Genomic DNA, 20,661 nt, shown 5'->3' on the forward strand with positions numbered 1-20,661 from the left:
CTATTGCTACTCCCTATCGACATAGCGATGTGTTATGATTGATTACAAAATATTGATCATAATCGTAATTAAGGCAATCATACGAGGTGGTAACCTAATGAGAAGAAAAGATTCTGATAAAGAACGACACATCTTAATAACAGCGATGAAACTTTTCTCATCTAAAAATTATAATCGGACTTCTATGCAGGAAATTGCGGATAGCTGCGGGATTTCAAAGGGGAGTCTGTATGTTTACTTCAAGTCAAAAGAGGATTTGCTTTTAAATATTCTCAAGTATTACTTTCAATATATCGAAGATCAAATCAGGATGGTTGAGCAAGATGAGTCCTTGTCACCAAAGGAAAAATTCTCAAAGGAAATTGAAATTAAATTAGGTCATTATATTGAAAATCAAGAGTTTTACAGACTGCAGGGGCAGGAAATTTCGGGGCTGTCTGATAAAAACATTTACCGGTATTTGCACCAACAAAATATTGATCAGGTGAAATGGTTTGAGCAATATTTAATCAAAATTTACGGGGATCAAATCAAACCCTACGCTGCAGATGGAGCCTTCTTTTTTATAGGGATGATTAGACAATACATGGAATTGATAGTCTTGAATCAGTTTCCGTTACATATAAAAAAGGTTGTTCGATTTTTAATGATTCAAATTGACTCTATAATCAAAGGGTTGTCGGACCGTGATGTTGAGCCGTTAATGAACGAAAATTTATGGGCTTTATACTTGGAAGAAGCGAGTGAGGAAAAGATCCATCCGCTTGAATTGATCAAGCAAATGAAGCATCAGGTAAAAGACGAGTCGGTTCCCGAAACTCAAGGTGAGGAAGCGATTCAATCTCTAACCATCATGGAACAAGAGCTGATGAATATGCAGCCGAGATCAGCTATTCTGAAGGGGATGCTTCGTAACCTTGAACCGATTGATTCGTTAGAGAAGTCAAGGTTGAAGCTTGCCGACAGTCTACAGCTGAACGGGAAAAAATGATGTAATTCCTGAAAGGGCCAAGGTGAAAATATGATTTCACCTTGGCCCGTTTTGTAAGTGCCGTCTATTTATACACGTTTATTGGAAGATGAGTTAAAGACTGCCCAGGAGCTGAGCTTGTTAAATGTTCCTCTAAATCAAACGATTCTACAGGTTTGATTCGAGAAAACTTTTGTAAAAATGTCTTTAAAGCGATCGTTAATTCTAATCGTGCTAGAGGTGCGCCCAGACAAAAATGCGGGCCTTTTCCGAAAGTTAAATGTTTCTTGTTGTTTGCTCGATGAATATTGAGAGAGAACGGGTCGTCAAACATGTCTTCATCAAGATTGGCCGCACTCATCCAAGCAACGACAACATCCCCTTCTTTTAGTTCATGCCCTAACAAGTTGTTGTCTTTTTTAACGGTGCGGTCCCGCTTTGAGCTTTGAAAACGATAGCGAAGCATTTCTTCTACAGCTTTTGGAACCAATTCGACATCATTTCGAAGCTCTTCATAGAGAGATGGATCATCGTAAAGCAATGCATAAAAGGAATTCGCCAGCGCGTGACTCGTTGTTTCAACACCTGCCCCTAAAATAGCCATCGTCGTTCGGACAATTTCATCATCGGTAAACTTCTCACCGTCTACTTCAGATTTTATTAAGTCAGAGATGATATCCTCAGCTGGATTTGATCGTTTCTCAACAACAATAGGGTAGAGGTATTGGTAATATTCTTTGGCAGCAGCTTGTTTTTTCAGATCCATTTCCTCTTGGTTTTCTTTGTCAAAAGGCTGGAATAGGATATCAACCCAGTGTTTAAACTTTGATTGATCTTCTATAGGCACCCCAAATAATTCTGTGATCACCATGCTCGGCAAAGGGGCTGCCAATGCTTCTACGATATCAACAGTAGAGTTTTCTTCAATGTCTTCCACGAGTTCGGCAGCAATCCGCTCAATGCGAGGCTCCCAATTTTTTAAACTGCGAGGTGTAAAAGCTGCCGCTAATAAGGAACGTCTTTTTCGGTGATTCGGTGGATCAACCATCGTTACGTTGACAGCATCGGGAATCGATCCTTCTTTGTTATTGGCCCCCACAGGAATGGTTGTCCTAGATCCCTCACTTGAAAAGACCTCATAGTTACTTAATACTTCTTTTACGTGCTCATATTTAAAAACATGCCACGTATTCGTTTCCTCATTGTAATAAACAGGGTAATTGTTGAGCATTTTTTTGTACCAATCAAGTGGAAAAAACTCTTCTGCACGTGTCTGAAACGATTTGACTTCTTTCAGTGAGATGACTTCTTTATTCATAAAAATAGCTGTCTCCCATCAAAAATTATCCTCACAATTGGTTGAACACTACGAGTCTCTGTTTTTCCTTACAAATAACTTTGAGAAAAGTGAATCATAACGACTTAATCTTGCTCCGAAAAAGGGTGATCGGCTACCTTGATTGCATCCGTGGGGCATTCCTCTAAGGCGTCTTCCAGTTGTTCAACTTTATCCTCGGATATAGGGACAGATCCTTGATTCTGGTCTGTTTTGACGAATGCTAATCCCTCATCGTCAAGATCGAAAATATCTGGAGCCAAGCCCTCACAATTACCACAGCCGATACAAGCTTCCTGATCAATAATCGCGTATTTTGCCACCGCAAAACCTCCCACCTTTCTCAGTTTTTCTTTGTCAAACTTGTCTCTTTATTCGTCATTTTGACTTAATGGTTCTATTTTTGACCAACAAGTCATTTATACCGTAACACACGAATTAATTCTCCATCATGAGTCTTTCGAATAGTTTTTGAATCAGGTTTATGCTCGTATTAGGGGAATATAGGAAGGAGTCTTTTCGTAAATTTGGGACATAGGTAACACAGAAGGAAATGATACAAAAAAAGGTGGCTGACTCAGCAGTCAGCCACCTTTTATAATCTAATCCTCAATGTCCTTTTCAACCATATGTTTCAACATAGAAAGCTTATTATCCCAGAACTTCTCGAAGTAGGAGACCCATTCTTGCACTTCCAGTAATTGGGCAGGCTGAAGAGAATAAATTTTTTCACGACCTGATTTGCGATCAGTTACGAGATCGGCATCTGCTAAAACATTCAAGTGCTTCACAATCGCTGTACGACTGATTGAAAAATGACTGCCTATCTCTTTTATGGAAGAGTCATTTTTCGCAAGCAGTTCCAGCATTTCTCTTCTTGAGGGATCGGCAATAGCCTGATAGACATCATGCTTAGGTGCCGCCGTCATCAACCCTCGACAACCTTTCGCAATCTTTCATTGAGGATGCTTTCCCAGCCATTATTCATCGTATTACGTGTATCCAAATGAGTTTTGTCTGTTGGACGCATCTTATCATCGGGGTGGCCCCAACCCGCGTGAATTAACGTAAATTCCGTTTTCCCCTCAACTTCTTCTAATAAAAAATGTACGACCCAGCCCTGATCTCCCCAGGAAAAGGAAAGTTCCTTAGGCGGGTTTACCGTAAAGACTTTACAGGAGGATGTTTCAAAAGGCGATTCAAGATAAAACTCATGTCCTTCAACAGGCTTTAAATTATTGGGCATAAACCATTCTGCCATGCCTTCTGCAGAAGAGACCGCTTGCCACACTTTTTCTATGGGGGCATCAAAGGTAACTTGTTTCTTAATTTCTGGTACTGTTTGATTTTGATCCATACGTAACCTCCTAAATATAACACCATTTGGTTCCATTTGAATTATAACACCAAATGGTTATATGTCAATTTGAGATAGTGCGGAGTCATGCTTCAGGAAAAGCTAGATACCAGAAATAGACTTATCTAATTGCTGGTGGGTATTGTGAGAAAGAACCATGTCAATTATTTTTTTGATGTGTGATAGAATGAAGCTCAAGCTTATAAACGTTTTGTTTGATTAAAAATAACTCAGCAGGAACTTTAAAGAGGAGGGGGAGTTTGCAAAGTGAAGTTAAACCAAGACACACAGTATATAAAAAGTCTCAAATTAAAACCTGAAGATCTACCCTCATATGAGACTTTCCCTTTTAGTTTACCTGTGATCAAAAATTTTACGGAACTGTTTTTCCATCCCAATGTTACATATATTGTTGGGGAAAACGGCATGGGAAAATCAACACTTCTTGAAGCTATCGCCATAAAGTTTGGGTTTAATCCTGAAGGTGGTACACTGAATTTCAATTTTTCAAGTTATGATTCCCATTCCATCCTCGATCAATACTTGCTTTTGTCTAAAGGGGTGTACAGGCCTAAAGATAGCTTTTTCTTTAGGGCTGAAACATTCTACAATCTTGCAACGAATATTGAGGAATTAGACGAGTTCCCATCTTCAGGACCTAAGATTGTTGATTCATTTGGAGGAAAGTCTCTACACAAACAATCTCATGGAGAATCTTTTTTTGCAGCCTTTACGAATCGTTTTCAAGGGAATGGATTATATATATTAGATGAGCCCGAAGCTGCACTATCTCCCATAAGACAACTGTCAATGCTGACTCGAATCCATGAACTTGTTCAAAAAGGGTCGCAATTTTTAATCTCCACTCATTCCCCAATGATCATGGCTTATCCTAATGCTAAGATTATTGAACTTAGTGAAGAAGGAATGAACGAGACACAGCTAGAAAATACAGGGCACTACAGTATAATGAAGCAATTTTTTGAAGATAAAGAGCGATTATTGCATCATTTGTTTCAATAATTAAAAGTATTAAGACGTAAAAAGAACCTTTATCGCCGCGAACGGTAAAGGTTCTGAATCTGTCAAAAGAAGGGGGAATATTCCCCCTTCCACACCATTATCTTACGTTTATCATTCCCTCTTTATTCAATAATTGCAAGAAAAGGAGTGATTGGTCATATGCTGACACTTGCTTTCATTATCTCGATTATTGCTTTAATTATTTCAATAATAACCCTAAATATCTCTTTGAAAAAACGTAAGAATGACTAATGATTTTTTTTCAAATGAACCAGTACTATTAATGTCTCACCATAAATGGTAAACACGAGCGCTTCTATTGCTCGTGTTTTTTGTTAATTATGGCGTGGGAGCATTTGATTCAAGATCAACTATCCAAAGGAATATCTAGAAAACGTTCATATTTTTGCTTTGTGACGTTTAGTTCATAGATTCTAACAAAATTGACTGTGAAACTGGGGTAAGGAGTTAATTCCTTGTTTGCTGATAGTTCCATATCTTTTAACTGTTGCTTTGAGAGACCAAAGACTCAATACGTTTCAAGTATTCTTCTGGCGGCACGATGCCGATAAAGTACTCCTTTTCCAAGCTTCTCAACCCTTTTTCTCTTATAAGTATGTTATTATCTTACCAGAAAATGCAATTTGAATTTCATATTTGAGAGTACGAATGAAATAGATAAGCAAAACAGGAGAGGAGGGGACAGGATGTATTCCTATCTATTTATGGTGCTGGTGGTCATTATATATGCTGGCAATATTCTTATTGGAAAAGCTATTAACGATTTACCTCCGTTTACGATTGCTTTCATCCGACTGCTGATTGCCTTCCTCGTTTTATTCCCACTTGGATATAAAAAGGCATGGAAATATCGGTTAACTTTTTGGGAAAATAAACAACCGTTCTTAATCATGGCCTTGGCTGGGATCACCTTTTTCAACACGTTTATTTACGGTGCCTTGCAGTTCACAACAGCCACAAACGTGTCTGTATTAGAAAGCGTGATACCTGTTGTGACGGTTATTATTAGTTCCTTTTTGTTAAAAGAAAAATTGAGCTTTATACAATGGTCGGGGATCATGCTCTCCTTACTTGGAGCTGTGTGGGTGGTGTTGGATGGCAGGTTATTTCAACTCACATCTATGGCTTGGAATATCGGTGATGGTCTAATGATTGGATCGATTGTGTCCTGGGCGGTTTATTCAGTCTATGTGAAGCAGTACATGCATCTATTTCCATCGTTCGCTGCCATCCTTCTCATGACAGGTATTTCGGTTGTCCTATTATTCCCGGTTGTGTTAATCGAATGGTGGGTGACAGGAGTCCCTTCATTTAATGGGTCAAGTCATGTGTTAGGGCTGTTGTATCTAGGAATTTTTCCTTCCTTTATAGCGTTAATTTTGTATAATCGAGCAGTTGATGCACTTGGACCTTCCAAGGCTTCTGTGTTTCTGAATTTCCTGCCTGTTGTAACGATGGTTGGTGCCTATTTCTGGCTTGGGGAAACGATTACAGTTATGCAAATGGCCGGGGCGTTGATTGTGATAGGTGGTGTGATTTTAACGACACAGTTTAATAAACCTAGGCGGAGAAAAGTAGATTACAAGAAACAGGAAGTCTTATAGTTATGAACACAAATTCTACAAAGCAGGGTGTTGGGAGGACAGATGTTGCTAAAAATCAGCAGGTTAATCTTATCAGTACTTTTACTTTCTTTATCGGCGTATAGCCTAATCACCAAAGATTTTAGGTTCCTGTCATTGATGAATTTATTTCTAGGCGGGTTGATGATCGTAATGGGAATCGACGAGTTTCAGAAAAACCGAAGAAGTTTCATGGGGTTTTTGTTTATTGGTGCATCTATGTTTGGATTCTATGTTGCGCTACAGGGATTTCTATTGAATTAGAGGCGTTTCCACGAGGAAGAAATGTAGGAAGTAGTACATAAATGGGGATGAATAGACGATGCTTTTCACTAATGAGAGTGATCTTTTACAAATCGTAAAGGAAGACGATCGTATGATGCGTGTCCTGAGAACAGTTAAATCTCTAAACTTACCAGATTGGTGGGTTTGTGCTGGGTTTGTACGTTCAAAGATTTGGGATATTCAGCATGGTTACAGTAGGAATACAACATTGCCTGATGTTGATGTAATCTATTTTGATAAAAACAAAGACAAGACGACGGATATTCTTATAGAAAAAGAACTTCATACCCTTGAACCGGACATTCCCTGGTCCGTGAAAAATCAAGCAAGAATGCATCTTAAAAGTGGATTACCGCCTTACTTATCCTCCGTTGATGCTATATCGAAATTTCCTGAAACAGTGACTTCTTTAGGGCTAAAACTAGATGACGGTTGTCAGATTATCCTAACTGCACCTCATGGGTTGGAAGATACTGTTACTATGGAAGTTCAACCTACACCTCTCTATAGGGAAGGAAAAGGACTAGAAATTTATAGAGAGAGAGTGGAAAAGAAAAAGTGGAAGTCCAAATGGCCAATGGTCGTAGTGATTTACCCAGATAGTCTATGATCTTTTCATAACGTTCTACAAATCAATCTGACTAAATTGCTATCCAAAAGCAGATGCAAGAAGAAAAGGTGATTAATAGAGGAGCGTGGATTTATTTGATCAAGGCTATCCTATTTGATTTAGACGGCACTTTATTAGACAGAGACGCTTCATTAAAGATATTTATAGACAAACAATATGAGCGATCCATTGAATGGCTGGGGCACATTCCAAAGCAACATTACATAAGAAGGTTTATTGAACTTGACAACAGAGGGTACGTTTGGAAAGACAAAGTGTATCAACAACTAGTGAGGGAGTATGATATTGCCGACATAACATGGGAAGAACTGCTTCAAGATTATCTCGATCATTTTAAAGTGAGCTGTGTGCCGTTTCCAAACCTTATTTGGACGTTGGAGCAATTAAAAAAACGGAACTTTATGATCGGAATCATTACTAATGGTAAGGGACAGTTTCAAATGGATAATATTAAGGTTTTAGGGCTCGAAAAGTATACTGATATTATCCTCATCTCAGAATGGGAAGGGGTGAAAAAGCCTGATCCAATTATTTTCAAGAGAGCGTTAGCCCAATTGAATGTCTTGCCAGAAGAAAGTATATTTGTTGGCGATCACCCTGAAAAAGATGTTCAAGCTGCACAAAGAATTGGAATGAAAGGTGTTTGGAAAAGGGACCATCATTGGGCTGGAGATTTCCAGGCGGATTATATAATTGATGACTTGGCAGAACTACTTACCATTATAAAATAGGAAATATAAAGGGATTTTATTTCATTTTAACAGGCGACCTTGCACTTTTCTGGCAAGGTCGCCTGCTTTTGTCCTTTATTTTCGAGAAGTCATTTCAAAAAAGGGTGGTATATTGCGTTAGGGAGCTATGCCTCTGGGTTAGGTCGTTATCGGTTAGCGTTAGGGAGCTATAACCTTCAGTTAGGACGTTATCCCTTCACGTTACGGAGGTATCTTGCTGAGTTAGGGCATTATCTTTTTCTTGGCAAAACGTTAAACGTAAAGTGACCACTATTGAGCACTGCACCCTCATTTTATTTCACATACTTCTCGTAGTAATTTCCCCAGTGAGGCTGTGTCCCGTCTGTATCCTTAAAATCATAAATCTCCGACAGACCCCATGTGCTTAACGTTTCTCCGTTAAACCTTCGGACATCAGGATCTAGGGCAAGTTGCTTTAAGGCTTCTCCAATGTAAAAAGGAGTTTCAGACGCAATAAAGTGTGGTTCAACAGAAGCGCCTTCCTTCCAGTTATCTTCTGTCACTCCAAAAAGATCTAACATGTATTCTGAACGCAAGAATCCTGGTGTTAAGGCGAGCGAGGTAATGTTGTATTCTTTAAGGTCTTCCGCCATAGCATGTGCCATATGGATGTTTGAGATTTTGGCAAGGCTGTAATAGAAATTTCCTCGATATTGGTTATCGGTTCCGTCTGTGATCTCGATGATAAGGCCGTTATTGTTTTTCTTCATAAGAGAGACGGTGTAATGAGAGGTAATGATATGAGATAGAACGGCTTGTTTGTGCAGCTGCAATCCCATCTCTAAGCTGTGTTCACCGATATCTTTGCCCCACTCTGTTAGTGGATCTCCACCCCAGATGTCGTTGACCAGAATGTCTAACTGGCCGTTTTGGTCTTGATTAACTTTTTCTATAAACTGTTTAACTTGTTGTTCGTCAGTGTGGTCCACTTGTACTGGAATGCCGTGACCTCCAGCTTTGGTCACGAGCTCAGCTGTTTCTTCGATCGTTTCACTCCGTTGCATCGGAGATTGTTCGTGTCTGGTTGTACGTCCTGTGACATAGACGGTTGCTTCAGCTTCCCCGAGTTTAATGGCGATGGCTCGTCCTGCTCCTCTCGTTGCCCCGGCTACAATCGCTACTTTATTTTTCAAAGTCGTCATGTTCATCCATCCTTTCTATTTCGTTACGGTTAGTATAAAGTGAATATATGACACCTAATGTCATGATTACATAAAGTTTTCTTAAGGAGTTTACACATGAAAGCGGAAAGAATGATAAAGATCTTAATCCTTCTGCAATACGGAACAACTATTTCAACACCGACGCTTGCACGCGAGCTGGAAGTTTCCGAGCGAACGATTCATAGGGATATGGAATCGTTACATGCTGCGGGCATTCCTATTTTTTCGGAAAGGGGAAAAAGCGGAGGCTGGAGGCTTGTAGATGGCTGGAAGCAAAAGTTAAGCTGGCTAAAAGAGAAAGAAGTTCTGACATTGTTTTTGCCTCATGCGGAAAAGCTTCTTTCTGATTTGAATATTGATGCCTCGATCGTGGAGCTAAAGGATAAGCTGGCATTGTCACTCCCGCAGCCATCGAGAGAGCAAGCTCTTAACCTGTGGGAACGAATCTATGTCGATATGGGAACCTGGAGAGACAAGAGTATTGATCTGTCTCCTGCGATGAACGTTTTGCAAGAAGCCGTCATGAACGAACAGCGGGTAAGGCTACATTATAAAAAAGCTAATGGGGAAACCAAAGAGGTAAGCATCAAGCCTTTAGGGTTAGTAGCCAAAGGCAGTACATGGTATGTCGCGGCTCTGAACGAAAGGGATGACTATCGAAATTACAAAGTGGAACGAATTTTACAGGCTGTCCTATTGGAGGAGTATTTTGAGAGACCCAGCCACTTTAAGCTTGCCGACTATTGGGAGGAATCCAAGAAGGATTTTGTGCAGAACCTTCCTGAATTCCATGTAAAAGTGGAGGCTTCTCCTTCAGCTAGAGAGAGAATCATGTTTACGGGGCGTTTTGTTCAGTCGAGTCATTCTGATAAGCTGAAAGAGAATGGCTGGACGGAAATGGAATTGATTTTTCCGACCGAAGAGGAAGCTGTAAACTTTTTGTTAGGCTTTGGAGATCAATTGAAAGTGTTGTCGCCAGAATATTTAGTGGATAGAATTACAGAACGGGCACGGAGGGTCATTCGCTTTTATCAATAGTGAGGGTCACGAGAAAATGATGTCTGCTTAAAAAATGTGAAAAATCAAAGAGTGCTTCCCGTTTTTTGTAGAAGAATATAGATGGATGAAAAATGACAAACCAAGCAAAGGAGATACGATGACACACACTCAAGAAATTAGATGGAACTTAGACAACAGTTACACCAGTCTCCCGGAATTTTTTTATAAAAAAACTGAGCCGACTCCTGTAGCCTCACCAGAGCTGGTTATCTTCAATAATTCTTTGGCAAAAGCTTTAGGATTGGATGCTGAGAAACTGCAGAGTGAAGATGGTGTAGAGATCTTGGCTGGTAACCAGATTCCTGAAGGTACTGCAACAATATCGCAGGCTTATGGCGGCCACCAGTTTGGAAACTTTACCATGTTGGGTGACGGCCGGGCGGTGCTGCTTGGCGAACAGGTTACTCCTTCAGGTGAACGGTTTGACATTCAGCTTAAAGGTTCGGGCCGGACGCCATTTTCCCGTGGCGGCGACGGCCGGGGGACACTTGGACCGATGCTGCGCGAGTATATCATCAGTGAAGCGATGCATGGACTGGGAATTCCGACCAACCGAAGTCTTTCGGTGGTAAAAACTGGAGAGCCTGTCATGCGTGAAACTGAGCTGCCTGGTGCGATTTTGACTCGTGTGTCTGCCAGTCATTTACGAATTGGTACATTTGAATACACGGCCAATTGGGGTACAGAGGAGGATTTGCGCAAGCTTGCTGACTATGTAATACAGCGGCATTTTCCTAATATTGAGGACAATGAGGACCGCTATCTTGCTTTCTATCAGGAAGTGGTGAAACGTCAGGCTGCACTTGTCGCCAAATGGCAGCTGGTTGGCTTTATTCATGGTGTGATGAACACAGACAACATGACGATCAGCGGGGAAACCATTGACTACGGTCCATGCGCTTTTATGGATGAATATGATCCGGCCACAGTATTCAGTTCGATTGATGTTCAAGGACGCTATGCTTATCGAAATCAACCGCCGATTGGTCAGTGGAATCTCGCTCGCTTTGCGGAAACTCTTTTGCCACTGATTCATGAACAGCAGGATCATGCAGTTGAACTGGCACAGGAGGCGCTTACTGGCTATGAAGATCTGTATCGGCACTATTGGCTTGAAGGTATGCGGAAGAAGCTTGGTCTCCAAACCGAGGAAGATCAGGATGAACCTCTAATTGAGGATCTTCTCGGCATTATGGAAAAACATCGAGCTGATTATACGAATACGTTTCGCGCCTTAACACTAGATAAGCCGGAGGAAACAGCTATGAATGGGACGACTGAATTTACGCATTGGTATGAGCAGTGGCAGGCGAGACTGGATAGACAAGAGCAATCGAAAACATCATCTTATCAATTGATGAAACAATCAAACCCTTCCGTGATCCCGCGCAACCACCGGGTGGAAGAGGCGCTTGAGGCTGCGGTGGAAAAAGGTGACTACAGTGTGATGAAGCGGCTAATGGACGTTCTTTCTGATCCTTATGCGTATTTGCCTGAGCAGGAGGAATATTCAACATTGCCTGAACCATCCAATCGTCCATACCGAACTTTTTGTGGAACGTAATTTTGTAACGCAAGATGATGGCAGATGAAATATAGCATTAGTGTTATTAAGAAGGGACTTCCTAATTTTGAGGAAGTCCCTTTTTTTATAGACTGCTGTGACCTGGAATGTCTAGTGGAATTTTTTTAAGAAAGAACTTTAATCAAATATGACTAGTCGTTCATCAAATTTTCATAAACGAGACAGGCCATCTATTGCATTCACCTTACCGTTCTTTCATAATAAAGTTATAGATTGTTGTAAAATGTTAACTTGAATCAAAATATAACATGATGCATTGAAAGCCTTATCAATTGGATAGTAATGGAAGTATTCAGAAGGAGAGTAAGATATTTGAGGAGGTGAATATTGGATGTTACCAGTGGAACGGCAACAGCGAATTAAAGAACTGATTCAGGACAACCACAATATGAAAATAGCGGAGTTAAGCAAAGTGCTGGGTGTATCCGAAATGACCATTCATCGTGATGTAAAACCACTGATTGATGAAGGGATTGTTATGAAGACCTTCGGAGGAATTACTATCGTTCGTGATGATTCATCAGTTAATGAATCTGATTCGGACGTGTGTGTCTACTGCAGAAGGAGTGTACATGAGAAGTTAGCGTATCGACTGATTTTATCCAACAACAAAATTGAAATGACCTGTTGTGCTCATTGCGGGCTGCTGCGTCATAGGCAGTTGGGGGATAAAGTGATCCAAGCAATTTGCCCTGATTTCTTAAGGTCAACAACGATAAGTGCCCCCTTAGCTTGGTATGTTATGGATACCTCCATTAGCATTGGGTGCTGTCAACCTCAGGTTTTAACATTTGAATGGAGAGAGCATGCGAATAAATTTGTTCAAGGATTTGGCGGAGATGTTTATTCATTTAGTGAAGCCATGGAAGCTGTTTTTCAAAAAATGAATGGTCACGGTCAAAATTGCTGTAAACAACGCTAGCTGCGCTTATTGAAATTCGAAATAATAGGTTATCATTTTGGGAGGGAAGATACATTGAAAAAAGTAGTATTATTAACCATTGTTTGCTTGTTCATGTTTGGAAATTACGTTTATGCTCATACCGGTTTGAAAAGCTCTAACCCGGAAAATGCAAGTACGGTTACAGAAGAATTAAGCGATATCACCTTGACATTTGAGACGCAAATTGAGCAGACTAGCTCTTTTGAATTGCAGAATGCTAATGGAGAAACCGTTGCAGTAAATAATCTTTCAATTGAAGGAAATACCATGACAGGGAGTATTGCTGAGCCGCTTGAAAACGGTGATTACCAGGTAGTCTGGAACATTATTGGAGTAGATGGACACCCGATAGAAGGAGAGTTTTCTTTCACAGTAGACGTTCCTGCTAAAGAGTCTTCTAACGATTCTGGTCAAGATTCTGATCAAGATGTAACGGAATCAACCGAAACTGAAAAAAGCAATCAAGAATCAACAGAAGCTGAAACCAGTGACAACTCAGAGGTGGATGGGGCTAAAGAACAAACGGAAACAAAATCAGCTGAAGAAGAGCAAGGAGGCGGCTCTAACAGTTTAATGATTGGGATTGTTGTTGCATTAGTCATCGTGCTTGCTGGGAGTGTGTGGTGGATGGTGAGGAGGAAAAAGTAGTCTATGTTTTTCCTTACAGTGATCAGTCAAGGGCTTTTATACAGTTGTTTCGCACTGTTAATGGCCTATTTTATTTCTTCTCTTGTTCCATCTGATCGCAAACCAAATCTATTTGTTCCGAAAGCGATTCGCCTGATGGCAGCAGTAGGTATTGCCTTGTTTTCATTTATGCCGATTCTGCAGTTAGTTCTTTACCTGATTCAGGACTATGGTCTAGGTCAAGCATTGCAATCGGTTTTACTTACATTTGAAGTCGGTAAATCTTGGGTTTATACATTCGTCATGTCAATTATCCTGAGTTTGTTTATTCTATTAATCAATGATAAGAAGCATAAGGGCTATTCATTAGTGGGAATAGGGCTGGTCATGATGCTTATTTTCGGACTCGGGTGGTCAAGTCATGCGAGTTCGATTGATCCGGTTAAAGGCTTTGTGGTTCACACCCTTCACTTTACAGCTGTATCTGTATGGGTTGGACTAGTGCTTGTTGTAGGGTGGTTTTCACAAAATACTGCCAACTGGATCCGTTTCCTGAAATGGTTCCATGTGACGGCAATTTGCTGCTTTATTGTTACCCTGCTTTCAGGGCTGCTGCTGATGCAGTTTGTCATGGATTGGCAAGACTATCCGGATACATGGATGGTGTCTTATGGGCAAAGTTTATTACTAAAACATTTACTTATTATCCCATTAACCGGGTACGCATTTATGAATGGCATCCTCATGAAAAAGAAACTTAAAAATGCTCCTGAATTTGACCCAAGGCCATGGACAAAAGTGGAGTTTGTCATCATCTTACTCATTTTCACAGCCACAGGTGCCTTGAGCCAGCAATCGCCTCCGAGCAATTTAGCATCAATAATTGGTTTAGAAGGACTATCACCGTTATTTACCTTGTTTTATGAAGGTCCCCTTAACACTGATATGTCAGTGGAACTAGTATTCGGAGTTAATAGTCTTTTATTAGGTATTCTGGCGATTTTATTTTTTGTCCTGAATATCGTTTCATTTATGAAAAAAATGCCCCCATTATTCTCGTTTTTAATGGTTTCATTTTTTATGTTATCTGGATACTTAGCTTTGTTACTTAGTGTCCGCGTTGTGTAAGTGAATAGAGGAACAATGTCTTGGTTTTTTGTTGTTAATCAAACACTTGTCCTCCGTTTACATGCTGCGTTTGCCCGGTTACATAGCGCGAATCATCCGAAGCCAGATAGACAAATGTAGGGGCAACTTCAAAAGGCTGGGCGTGACGATCCATTAAATTTTCAGCTAGGGGTACTTGGTCAGCAGAAAAGCTTGCCGGAATGAGAGGGGTCCATATTTTACCAGGTGCAATGGCATTTACTCGAATTCCTTTGCTGACCAGGCTTCTTGCTAATGCACGTGTTAAGCCAACGATGGCAGCCTTTGTCGCCGTGTAGTCAATCAATTGGTTATTTCCGTCAAATGCAACAACGGAAGCTGTATTAATGATCGAACTCTCGGCCTTTAAGTATTTAAGCGCTGCACGGGTCGTGTAAAAGTGAGAGTATATGTTCACTTTAAAGGTGTCATCGAACTGTTCATCAGAAATGTCCAATAAGCTTAATTGCTGGAATTGGATGCCGACATGGTTACAAAGAATGTGAAGTTCTCCAAAGGTTTGAATGGTTTGTTCGACAATGTCGATGCATTGTTGTTTCTCTCTAAGGTCCCCAGGCATTAATAAGCAGCGTTGTCCAAGCTCCTCTATTCTTTTTTTCGTTCGATTGGCATCCTCATGTTCATCCAAGTAAGCAATCGCTACATCTGCCCCTTCTTTTGCAAAAGCAATCGCAGCTGCTGCCCCCATTCCGCTGTCACCACCTGTGATGAGAGCGATTTTTCCTTCCAGTTTTCCGCTGCCTTTATAATTAGGGTTCTCGATAATGGGTCTTGGCACCATCAAACTTTCTACCCCAGGCTGACGGTACTGACGTTGTTCCGGAACCGTTAGGGCAATATCCTCATAGCGCGTTATTTTTCCGTAATTCGGATACATAGGATACGCTTGCTTGTTGTGATTATCTTCAGGCTTCATCTGGTTAACGCTCCTCACTAATAGAGATTGTCAGATTACTTTATGTAAATGGGCGATGACTGTGATTGGCTTATTATTGTTAAAATCGTACAGGCTCACGAGTGGGGTAGGGTGAATAGGATTTTATAAAAAGTGGATGGGAGGATGTTATGGTGCAATACTATTACAATCCTGAAGTCAGATTATTATTACTTTCTGATTCAGACGAAAAAGAAAAACTTTTATATGATGAAAATCCTAGTAAATTCGAGGTTCCTAAAATAGGGCCGAGACCGCCTTATTATTATAATCCGAGGTATGAGCCTTATTATCCGGTTATTTAATGTCTATGTGTAAAGTGATTAAGCTTTCTGCAGAATCTCCCTCTCTTCGCTTATAGTTTTAAAAAAAGAGAGGAATTCTTTTATCTTTTATTCGCGAATCGCCCTATTCCCAACAAATAATAGTTGTTATCGTGAGGGTACTATGAAAAGAGACTGGCATTCTCCCGTACACATTGTTGTAAAGTTTCCTACAAGCTGAGAGGCTGGGACATAATTAAACTTCTTAAGTAAAAAGATGAACGATGTGCTGTTTTAGCGGAGAAAATATACGCAGACTCCTGCGGGAGGAAAGGCCTAGGTGAGACTCCCGCGGTGCGCTAGCACAAGGAGGCTGCAAAAGAGGAAGTTCGACTAAGTTCGGCACGTCCTGTGCCAACGTCGAACGACCCCACTACGCGCGAGGGCCGCGGAAAGCGAAGTATATTTTCGTAGCGAGTTATAGGTACCAATCATAGTTTCTATTTAGTTCGGGTTTTCATTTGTAAAAACACTACTGTCCCAACCTCTCTAGTTAAAACCTGATATAGGTTATCTAAAAAGATGAGCAAAGTATGAATTATACACCCTAACTTATAAAGGAATTTTAGCAACAAAAGACGAAATTCTATAACAGGCATAGTAATAGTGGGGTGAAATAAATGATAGAAGAGAATCTTGTCAGCGCAGAGTGGCTGAGAGAACATATGGAAGATGAAAATGTTGTGGTGGCCGACTGCCGCTTTGATCTCAGAAATCCTGAAAAAGGACGTCAAGACTATAGCGAAGGACATATCCCCGGAGCGGTTTATTTTGACCTTGAGAAAGATTTATCAGGGCAGGCAAAAGAGCACGGCGGCAGGCACCCACTGCCACCGATTGATGAATTCGCCGCAAAGCTAAGCAGCGCGGGGATTGATGAGACAAAATATGTCGTAGCTTACGATGATCAGGGTGGGGCTCTGGCGGCGCGGCTCTGGTGGCTGCTGACATACTTAGGCCACGATCGAGCAGTGGTGCTCGAGAGCGGGTATTCAAACTGGGTCGGACAAGGGTATCCGACTACAACTGACGAAGCAACACCTGAAAAAGCTGTCTTTACTCCTAATCCACGGCCAGAGATGGCGGTTGGAATCGAAGAAGTGAAGAATAGCAGCAACGTAGCTCTGATTGATGCCCGCGCACCGGAACGCTACCGCGGTGAAGTGGAGCCGATGGATAAGAAAGCAGGGCATATTCCTGGTGCAGCCAACTGGTTTTGGAAAGAGAACCTCGGCAGTGATGGAAAATGGAAAACTGGAGACGAGTTAAAGAAACGGTTTGAGCCTTTGAAAAATAAAGAAGAAATTATTGTCTACTGCGGTTCGGGTGTGACAGCAAGCGCGAATGTTCTTGCAATGAAAGAGGCCGGCCTTGGTGATGCAGTCAAGCTTTATGTTGGGAGTTGGAGTGACTGGTCTTCCTATGAAGATAATCCGGTAGAAACAGAAGAATCAAAATAACATAGGGGGTCCGATTATATGTATGAATTGAAAACAAAGGAAAACGATAACAGTGTCATCGAGTTTATTGAGAATGTGGAGAGCCTTAAGAAACGCGAAGACGCTTATAAATTATTAGAGATTTTTACAGAAACGACTGGATATCCTGCGAAAATGTGGGGACCGAGTATCATCGGGTTTGGCTCTTATCACTATAAATACGCGTCTGGTCACGAAGGCGACGCACCATTAGTAGGGTTTTCACCGCGAAAAGCAAAAATCAGTTTGTATTTTGCGACGGGTGATACAGAACGGGAACGATTATTAGAAGACTTCGGAAAATATAAGACAGGGAAAGCGTGTGTGTACATTAATAAAGTCGCGGATATTGATGTGAATGTATTAAAAGCGTTAATCAACCAATCTGTGAAGTTTTTAAAAGAAACGTATCCGGAGCAATAAGAAGCTATTGGTTGGACAGGCCAACTTTGTGTGATTATGTATGATTTAATTGCTCTACATATTAATAGATGCATTATATGAAGCAGAAGAGGATGTGGAAATTTCATATCCTCTCTTTTTTTATGTGTACTATTCGTTAGCCTGGCGACTTTGACATTAGATAGTTAACTATGTATAATTCGGTTTATTGGTTAGTTAAGCTAACTAATTAAATCCTGGAGGTGGTAAAAATAATGATGCAGCCCTATAAGCAGTTTTTTTATGCATATAACGCAACATATAGACCCTATGTTAACCAATTAAATCACGAATTAGCCGAATTTCAGTTGTATAGTTCGCAGTGGCGAATTATGCATTTTATTTTGCATAATGGCGGTCAAACCGTCAGTGATATCGCTATCTATCAAAAAGTGGAGAAACCGACTACCACTAAAATGGTGCACAAGTTAATTGAACTTGGGTATTTGCAGGCAAGTGCTGGAGCAGATAAACGAAGTAAGGTGATTCAATTAACGGATAAAGGGGAGGAAATTTGTGACCAGGTTCAAAAGAAAATTAGTCAATTTCAAAGCTACTTATTAGAGGATATTCCGGAAGACGAACAATTGATTGCTGCTCGTCTCTTAGAACATATTTCAGGAAAAATAACAGATTATAGGAAAGGATGAGATCTTTTGGTTAAAGAGAGATTATGGACAAAGGATTTTGTCTTTGTGTCGATCGTCAACTTTGTCTTGATGCTATCCATGTATTTATTATTAGTCACAATGACAACTTATTCCATCAAAACATATGGAGCTTCAGCTAGCCTTGGTGGATTGGTTGCCAGTATATTTGTCATCGGATCGTTGATAGGACGCTTATTTTCAGGAAAAACAATTCAGGACATCGGAAGTAAAAAAATATTAATCATGGGCATTTCTACTTTTTTTATTTTGTCATTATTCTATTTCCTTCCAATTAGCATTTATGCCTTAATCGTACTGCGTTTGGTACAGGGTATTGCCTTGGGGATGGCGACAACAGCTACAGGTACGATCGTTGCTGAGGTGATTCCTTCAAGCCGAAACGGCGAGGGAATTGGTTATTTTAGTATGAGTGTAGTATTAGCTACAGCGATTGGACCATTGATCGGGGTAGCACTAGTTTCGTCCATCGGCTATACGAGTATTTTTGTATTTTCTACCGTGATGGCATTGGTTAGTGTCTTGCTCGGCGTTGTTGTAAAAGCACCAAACATAGAGAAAATAGCTGGTGCAGAAAGCAAAGCAGGGAAGGGATTCAAGTTATCCAATTTCTTTGAACTAAACGCGTTACCAGTTGCCACTTCCATGTTTGTAGCTGCTTTTGCCTATTCAGGAATCTTATCCTTTATCACGGGTTATACGGCAGAAATTAATTTGGTGCAGGCAGGTAGTTTTTATTTTCTTGTGTACGCCGTGGTTATCTTATTAACCCGTCCTATCTCTGGTCCGCTAATGGATAAAAAAGGCGGAAACAGTGTTGCTTATCCCGGGCTGTTGATATTTGCAGTCGGAATGCTTCTTCTTAGCCAAGTAACGACAGGCTGGGGCCTTTTACTTGCTGCTGCCATTATTGGACTTGGCTATGGTAATTTCCAATCTACCTCCCAGGCGCTGGCTATAAAAGTAACCCCCAGACATCGAATGGGGTTAGCTAATTCAACGTATTTTATTGGTTTGGATCTTGGATTAGGTGCAGGGCCGTTCGTATTGGGTTTTATAGTTCCGATATCTGGATATAGAGGTATGTACGAAACACTTGTAGGCTTAATTATTGTCGCTCTAGTTGTTTACTACTTTGCTCATGGCAGAAAAGAAAAAGCTCTGACCCGGCCGCAAAAGGCAGCTGTCAACGAATGATATTTTTGAAATAGGAGTCGCACGGAAGGCGTATCCGTGCGACTCCTTTTCTGGTATCTCAATTTATTTTCTAAATCCTCCATTAATAGTTCTCAATCCATATCCATCTAATATATATGAAATGGAAGATATATTAGATGGAGGGCTGATAAATGCAATATTATTATGGAAATCAGATGCCATTGCGTGTCCTTGATGAGGCGGAGTTTTGGAAACATCAGGAAGAAGAACATACGGTTGTAATTAGAGAACTTGTTCCCAATCTGGAACAACAATATGTTCAGGACTTAAAGGAATGGGAAAAAGAGTTTGCCAAGACACATCAACGAGTCGTCAGGTATATTGAAACCGTAAACCGTTCAAATGGACAAGTTTCTCAAGAGCTATACCAGGATATTTTGCAGCTCGTTTCCTATTGCTTGGAGCAGAGTGATCAATTTATTAACTTTTGCCGTCAACTTATGGAACAAAGTGAACCGATCAGCAGCAATCCAACTGCCAAAGTTGTGTTGAACCATATTATTGTTGAATCAGAATATTTTATTGGAGTGGCCCAAACGATTTTATATCAGTCGAAGCTTTGAACCTGACTTGTGAAGGAAGAAAGGGAATCATTAATTGAGAAATACCTGAATTTATCATTAAAGTTGGATCTATCCTTTAACAAAAGGATGGGTCCATTTTTACTTGGAAGCACAGCGGAACAAAGTTATCATTACGGCTAAGTTTAAGTTTGATGGAGAAAGGTCTGCATAAAGCGAGTTGCAATCATATCAGATAGAGGGGACTTCACACTTTGTACAACGATGTGAAGTCCCCCTTTTTATTATTACCTGTGCAGTTTAACCTCACGGAAATTCGCAACATTTTCATTTTTTAATTGAATTAGAGGGGGTGCTGAATAGAGTTTTTAGTGGTCTATAGTAAGGGTTTTTATTCGGACTATTTATTAAATTCAAAAAACTCTTGAAATTACAAGCGCTTACACGTAACATACAATTAATAGTTTGTTTAGTAAACCAACAAAATAATGAAAGGAGGCTGATTGTTGAGAACGATTAATATGGATGTTTAGTTTG

23 protein-coding genes are annotated in these 20,661 nt (G+C 40.5%); 17 read left to right on the top strand and 6 right to left on the bottom strand.

Features of this window, described 5'->3' with window-relative positions; all coding sequences use genetic code 11:
* Positions 1–97: 97 nt before the first annotated feature.
* Positions 98–991 (top strand): TetR/AcrR family transcriptional regulator, encoded by an 894-nt coding sequence (locus tag G6R08_RS18205; protein ID WP_163529992.1) that lies wholly within the window; start codon positions 98–100, stop codon positions 989–991.
* Between the two features lie 64 nt (positions 992–1,055).
* On the opposite strand, the gene G6R08_RS18210 is transcribed toward G6R08_RS18205, so the two are convergent.
* From G6R08_RS18210 to G6R08_RS18225, 4 genes are all read right to left on the bottom strand, one after another.
* Positions 1,056–2,288 carry a cytochrome P450 gene (locus tag G6R08_RS18210; RefSeq protein WP_163529994.1) on the bottom strand — a complete coding sequence of 411 codons (1,233 nt, stop codon included), beginning with the start codon at positions 2,286–2,288 and terminating at the stop codon, positions 1,056–1,058.
* 104 nt (positions 2,289–2,392) lie between these two features.
* On the bottom strand, positions 2,393–2,629 hold the full coding sequence (locus G6R08_RS18215) for a ferredoxin (RefSeq protein ID WP_163529995.1): 237 nt from the start codon (positions 2,627–2,629) through the stop codon (positions 2,393–2,395).
* Positions 2,630–2,908: 279 nt separating this feature from the next.
* Positions 2,909–3,238, bottom strand: a complete 330-nt coding sequence (locus tag G6R08_RS18220) for an ArsR/SmtB family transcription factor (protein ID WP_163529997.1) — start codon at positions 3,236–3,238, stop codon at positions 2,909–2,911.
* Entirely contained in the window at positions 3,235–3,663 is a 429-nt protein-coding gene (locus G6R08_RS18225; RefSeq protein WP_163529999.1) for an SRPBCC family protein, read from the bottom strand. Before G6R08_RS18225 ends, G6R08_RS18220 begins: the two co-directional genes overlap by 4 nt.
* A gap of 267 nt (positions 3,664–3,930) precedes the next feature.
* Between G6R08_RS18225 and G6R08_RS18230 the strand changes: the two genes are divergently transcribed.
* The 5 genes from G6R08_RS18230 to G6R08_RS18250 all read left to right on the top strand — a co-directional run bounded on the left by G6R08_RS18230 (position 3,931) and on the right by G6R08_RS18250 (position 7,976).
* Positions 3,931–4,686 carry an AAA family ATPase gene (locus tag G6R08_RS18230; protein WP_163530001.1) on the top strand — a complete coding sequence of 252 codons (756 nt, stop codon included), beginning with the start codon at positions 3,931–3,933 and terminating at the stop codon, positions 4,684–4,686.
* A gap of 707 nt (positions 4,687–5,393) precedes the next feature.
* The gene (locus tag G6R08_RS18235) at positions 5,394–6,311 is read left to right on the top strand and encodes a DMT family transporter (protein ID WP_163530003.1); all 918 of its coding nucleotides are present in this window, start codon (positions 5,394–5,396) and stop codon (positions 6,309–6,311) included.
* A gap of 138 nt (positions 6,312–6,449) precedes the next feature.
* A complete protein-coding gene (locus tag G6R08_RS22530; RefSeq protein ID WP_420810426.1) occupies positions 6,450–6,593 on the top strand; it encodes a DUF3953 domain-containing protein in 144 nt (47 codons plus the stop codon).
* Positions 6,594–6,651: 58 nt separating this feature from the next.
* Complete coding sequence (locus G6R08_RS18245; RefSeq protein WP_163530007.1) at positions 6,652–7,224, top strand: nucleotidyltransferase family protein; 573 nt, start codon at positions 6,652–6,654, stop codon at positions 7,222–7,224.
* 95 nt (positions 7,225–7,319) lie between these two features.
* Positions 7,320–7,976 carry an HAD family hydrolase gene (locus G6R08_RS18250; RefSeq protein WP_163530009.1) on the top strand — a complete coding sequence of 219 codons (657 nt, stop codon included), beginning with the start codon at positions 7,320–7,322 and terminating at the stop codon, positions 7,974–7,976.
* Between the two features lie 293 nt (positions 7,977–8,269).
* Here G6R08_RS18250 and G6R08_RS18255 read toward each other — a convergent pair whose 3' ends face one another.
* Positions 8,270–9,139: an SDR family oxidoreductase gene (locus tag G6R08_RS18255; protein WP_163530010.1), complete on the bottom strand. Its 870-nt coding sequence runs from the start codon at positions 9,137–9,139 to the stop codon at positions 8,270–8,272.
* A gap of 96 nt (positions 9,140–9,235) precedes the next feature.
* On the opposite strand from G6R08_RS18255, the gene G6R08_RS18260 reads away from it, so the two are divergent.
* From G6R08_RS18260 to G6R08_RS18280, 5 genes are all read left to right on the top strand, one after another.
* The gene (locus G6R08_RS18260; RefSeq protein ID WP_163530012.1) at positions 9,236–10,198 is read left to right on the top strand and encodes a helix-turn-helix transcriptional regulator; all 963 of its coding nucleotides are present in this window, start codon (positions 9,236–9,238) and stop codon (positions 10,196–10,198) included.
* Between the two features lie 118 nt (positions 10,199–10,316).
* Positions 10,317–11,783, top strand: a complete 1,467-nt coding sequence (locus tag G6R08_RS18265) for a protein adenylyltransferase SelO (RefSeq protein ID WP_163530014.1) — start codon at positions 10,317–10,319, stop codon at positions 11,781–11,783.
* Between the two features lie 352 nt (positions 11,784–12,135).
* On the top strand, positions 12,136–12,726 hold the full coding sequence (locus G6R08_RS18270; protein ID WP_163530015.1) for a DeoR family transcriptional regulator: 591 nt from the start codon (positions 12,136–12,138) through the stop codon (positions 12,724–12,726).
* 54 nt (positions 12,727–12,780) lie between these two features.
* The gene (locus G6R08_RS18275) at positions 12,781–13,395 is read left to right on the top strand and encodes a copper resistance CopC family protein (protein WP_163530017.1); all 615 of its coding nucleotides are present in this window, start codon (positions 12,781–12,783) and stop codon (positions 13,393–13,395) included.
* Between the two features lie 3 nt (positions 13,396–13,398).
* Positions 13,399–14,502 (top strand): copper resistance D family protein, encoded by a 1,104-nt coding sequence (locus G6R08_RS18280; protein ID WP_240339773.1) that lies wholly within the window; start codon positions 13,399–13,401, stop codon positions 14,500–14,502.
* 34 nt (positions 14,503–14,536) lie between these two features.
* Here the strand turns inward: G6R08_RS18280 and G6R08_RS18285 are convergent, their stop codons facing one another.
* Positions 14,537–15,457 (bottom strand): SDR family oxidoreductase, encoded by a 921-nt coding sequence (locus tag G6R08_RS18285; protein WP_163530019.1) that lies wholly within the window; start codon positions 15,455–15,457, stop codon positions 14,537–14,539.
* Positions 15,458–15,606: 149 nt separating this feature from the next.
* On the opposite strand from G6R08_RS18285, the gene G6R08_RS22010 reads away from it, so the two are divergent.
* The 6 genes from G6R08_RS22010 to G6R08_RS18310 all read left to right on the top strand — a co-directional run bounded on the left by G6R08_RS22010 (position 15,607) and on the right by G6R08_RS18310 (position 20,166).
* Complete coding sequence (locus G6R08_RS22010) at positions 15,607–15,780, top strand: hypothetical protein (protein WP_205439439.1); 174 nt, start codon at positions 15,607–15,609, stop codon at positions 15,778–15,780.
* Positions 15,781–16,418: 638 nt separating this feature from the next.
* The gene (locus G6R08_RS18290; protein WP_163530021.1) at positions 16,419–17,258 is read left to right on the top strand and encodes a sulfurtransferase; all 840 of its coding nucleotides are present in this window, start codon (positions 16,419–16,421) and stop codon (positions 17,256–17,258) included.
* 18 nt (positions 17,259–17,276) lie between these two features.
* Positions 17,277–17,699: a DUF1801 domain-containing protein gene (locus G6R08_RS18295; protein ID WP_163530022.1), complete on the top strand. Its 423-nt coding sequence runs from the start codon at positions 17,277–17,279 to the stop codon at positions 17,697–17,699.
* Between the two features lie 233 nt (positions 17,700–17,932).
* Complete coding sequence (locus G6R08_RS18300; RefSeq protein ID WP_163530024.1) at positions 17,933–18,367, top strand: MarR family winged helix-turn-helix transcriptional regulator; 435 nt, start codon at positions 17,933–17,935, stop codon at positions 18,365–18,367.
* Positions 18,368–18,373: 6 nt separating this feature from the next.
* Entirely contained in the window at positions 18,374–19,582 is a 1,209-nt protein-coding gene (locus G6R08_RS18305; protein WP_163530026.1) for an MFS transporter, read from the top strand.
* A 152-nt stretch (positions 19,583–19,734) separates the two neighbouring features.
* Positions 19,735–20,166 (top strand): DUF2935 domain-containing protein, encoded by a 432-nt coding sequence (locus G6R08_RS18310; protein WP_163530028.1) that lies wholly within the window; start codon positions 19,735–19,737, stop codon positions 20,164–20,166.
* Positions 20,167–20,661 lie beyond the last annotated feature (495 nt).

Source organism: Halobacillus ihumii, from assembly GCF_902726645.1.
GTDB lineage: Bacteria > Bacillota > Bacilli > Bacillales > Halobacillaceae > Halobacillus_A > Halobacillus_A ihumii.